The organism is Spirulina sp. CCNP1310, assembly GCF_034932185.1.
In the GTDB taxonomy this organism is placed as follows: Bacteria; Cyanobacteriota; Cyanobacteriia; order Cyanobacteriales; family Spirulinaceae; genus Spirulina.
In genome coordinates this window covers 1-2,905 of the sequence record NZ_JAYGHW010000036.1, presented here as the reverse complement: position 1 = coordinate 2,905, position 2,905 = coordinate 1, and the positions used below count along the sequence as shown (strand labels likewise).

Annotated in this window: 2 protein-coding genes and 1 pseudogene; 1 reads left to right on the top strand and 2 read right to left on the bottom strand. The window is 51.5% G+C overall.

The window, feature by feature from the left end; genetic code table 11:
* Window positions 1–110: 110 nt before the first annotated feature.
* On the bottom strand, window positions 111–299 hold the full coding sequence (locus VB712_RS20455; RefSeq protein ID WP_416236289.1) for a His/Gly/Thr/Pro-type tRNA ligase C-terminal domain-containing protein: 189 nt from the start codon (window positions 297–299) through the stop codon (window positions 111–113).
* Between the two features lie 426 nt (window positions 300–725).
* Here VB712_RS20455 and groL point away from each other — a divergent pair, with 426 nt between their 5' ends.
* Window positions 726–2,399, top strand: a complete 1,674-nt coding sequence (groL, locus tag VB712_RS08040) for a chaperonin GroEL (RefSeq protein WP_323253919.1) — start codon at window positions 726–728, stop codon at window positions 2,397–2,399.
* Between the two features lie 11 nt (window positions 2,400–2,410).
* Here the strand turns inward: groL and VB712_RS08030 are convergent.
* A pseudogene (locus VB712_RS08030) lies at window positions 2,411–2,905 on the bottom strand (RNA-guided endonuclease InsQ/TnpB family protein); the annotation flags it as partial.

Below are 2,905 nucleotides of genomic sequence, written 5' to 3'. Positions count from 1 at the left end.
GGGAGAATGTGCCAAAGGTGTTAAAGCATAGGTGTGCGTACCTGAATGGGGCACTGACGGCTTAATTGGATTACAATCATATACTTGGTCTGAGTAATTATACTCATCTCCTAACTGAGATGTACCCGATTTTGCTCGTCTAATTCTCGTTGACCAATCATTATCGTAAACGGGATTTTATCGAGTTCAGAGTTGCGAATTTGTTTGCTTAAGCATGAGTCACTTTTATCAACTTCAGCGCAAATATGCTGCTGTTTTAAACTTTGGACAATATTGTGAGTAAAACCCGGCACTCGCATTAATCCATATTAATGATGCCGTTCGGTGCAATGAATAGGGTCATGGGTGAGTTTGATTTGAGGGTCATCAGTTGGCAAGAATCGGAGCCATGCCGATACGCCTTTCTTCAAAAGGCGACTATGCCAATACCCGGAGAGGGTATGCCATCGGGAGTCAAGTAAGAACGATTATCATTTTAGCACGGGCAACGGAATGATGGGCTGTGGGGTGGGTGATCTGGGTATTGTGGGGCGATCGGTTCGGGAATTGCACCATGGAGGCTGGTTGACAAGGGTTGATCTACCCCGATCTTGAGGATCCTATTTAAGCAAAACCCTTGCTCTGTGAGCGTTTCAGCCCCTACCCATAGCCTAAATGGGCAAATTTAGCACTCGTTCCAAGAGAGTGCTAAATTGACTAATGAACTCGTGATCAAAACGAAGAAAATGGCTAAGATTATTGCTTTTAAAGAAGAATCCCGTCGCGCCCTAGAGCGAGGCGTGAACACCCTGGCCAATGCGGTACGGATTACCCTTGGCCCCAGGGGTCGGAACGTTCTCCTCGAAAAACAGTTTGGCGCTCCCCAGATCGTTAACGACGGGATCACCGTTGCCAAAGAAATTGAAATCGAAGATCCCCTCGAAAATACCGGCGCTCGCCTAATCCGTGAAGTGGCTTCTCGGACGAAGGATCTCGCTGGCGATGGCACGACCACCGCTACCGTTCTCGCCCAAGCCCTGATCCGCGAAGGCTTGAAAAACGTTGCTGCCGGGGCGAATCCCGTTGCCCTCAAGCGGGGTCTGGATAAAACCATCACCCACTTGATCCAAGAAATCGAAGCGATGGCTAAACCTGTGGAGGGGGATGCGATCGCCCAAGTGGCGGCGGTTTCGTCGGGGAATGATGCTGAAGTGGGCCGGATGATCGCGGAAGCGATGGATAAGGTGACGAAAGATGGGGTGATTACCGTCGAAGAGTCTAAATCCATGGCCACGGAAATGGAAGTCGTGGAAGGGATGCAGATCGATCGCGGCTACATTTCTCCCTATTTCATCACCGATCAAGAGCGGCAAATTGTTGATTTTGAAAACCCGGTGGTGCTGATTACCGATAAAAAAATCAGTTCTATTTCTGACCTGGTTCCCGTCCTCGAACGGGTGGCCCGCTCCGGTAATCCGCTGTTGATTATTGCCGAAGATGTGGATGGGGAAGCCCTGGCCACGTTGGTGGTCAATAAAGCCCGTGGGGTGTTGAATGTGGCGGCGATTAAATCCCCTGGGTTTGGCGATCGCCGCAAACAAATGCTCCAAGATATCGCCGTCCTCACCGGGGGCCGCGTCATCTCTGAAGAAGTGGGCTTGAGCTTGGAAACCGTGACGCTGGAAATGCTTGGTAAAGCTCGCAAAATCACCCTCGACAAAGAAAATACAACGATTGTCGCCACGGGGGATTTCACCAATGATGTGCAAAAACGCATCACCCAAATCCGCAAACAGTTGGAAACCACCGAGTCGGATTACGATAAGGAAAAATTCCAAGAGCGGATCGCGAAACTGGCGGGCGGTGTAGCCGTGATTAAAGTCGGGGCAGCGACGGAAACGGAATTGAAAGACCGGAAGCTGCGCATTGAAGATGCCCTCAACGCGACGAAAGCGGCGGTGGAAGAAGGTATTGTTGCCGGTGGTGGCACAACGCTGATCCGCTTAGTGATTAAGGCGTTGGAATATAAAGCAACGCTGACGAACCCCGAAGAGCAGGTGGCGGCGGATATCGTTGCCCGTGCTTTGGAAGAACCCCTGCGCCAGTTGGCAGATAATGCCGGGGTGGAAGGCTCTGTGGTGGTGGAAAATGTGCGCGATCGCGATGGCAACATTGGCTACAACGCCGTCACCAACACCTACGAAGACATGATCCTCGCCGGGATCATCGACCCCGCTAAGGTGGTGCGTTCTGCTCTGCAAAACGCCGCATCCATTGCCGGGATGGTCTGGACAACGGAAGCCCTCGTCGTGGAAAAACCGGAACCTGCCGGTGCTGGTGGTGATGCTGGCATGGGCGGCATGGGCGGCATGGGTGGCATGGGTGGCATGGGTGGCATGGGCGGCATGGGCATGATGTGACACTCTCCGCGCTAAAGCGACGGGGATTCTTCACTCAACGAGCCAACTTGCTCAGACAGGATTGCTCCAGCCAAAGTAGAGGTCGATTCTCCTGAAGCGTTACTTGCGTCTCGCGCAAAAGTTCCGGTATGCCCTACCGTACTCAATCCCCGACTGAGGATGTTTCTCGCTGCATTATGATCCCTGTCCATCACACATCCACATCGACAAACATGAGTTCGAGTGGATAAAGTCTTCTGGACAATGGCACCGCAGCGAGAGCATTCCTGGCTTTGGAACAGCAACAGTGATTTTGCCGAACACCTTGCCAAAATATTCCAACCACACCCGAAACTGATACCAAGAAGCATCGCTAATCGATTTGGCAAGGCTGTGATTTCGCACCATATTCCTGATTCTCAAATCTTCGTAAGCCACCAAGTCGTTAGACCGGATTACGCATCTTGCCAACTTCACAGCAAAATCTTGACGCTGCCTACTTATTTTGAGATGGCGCTTACCTAGAA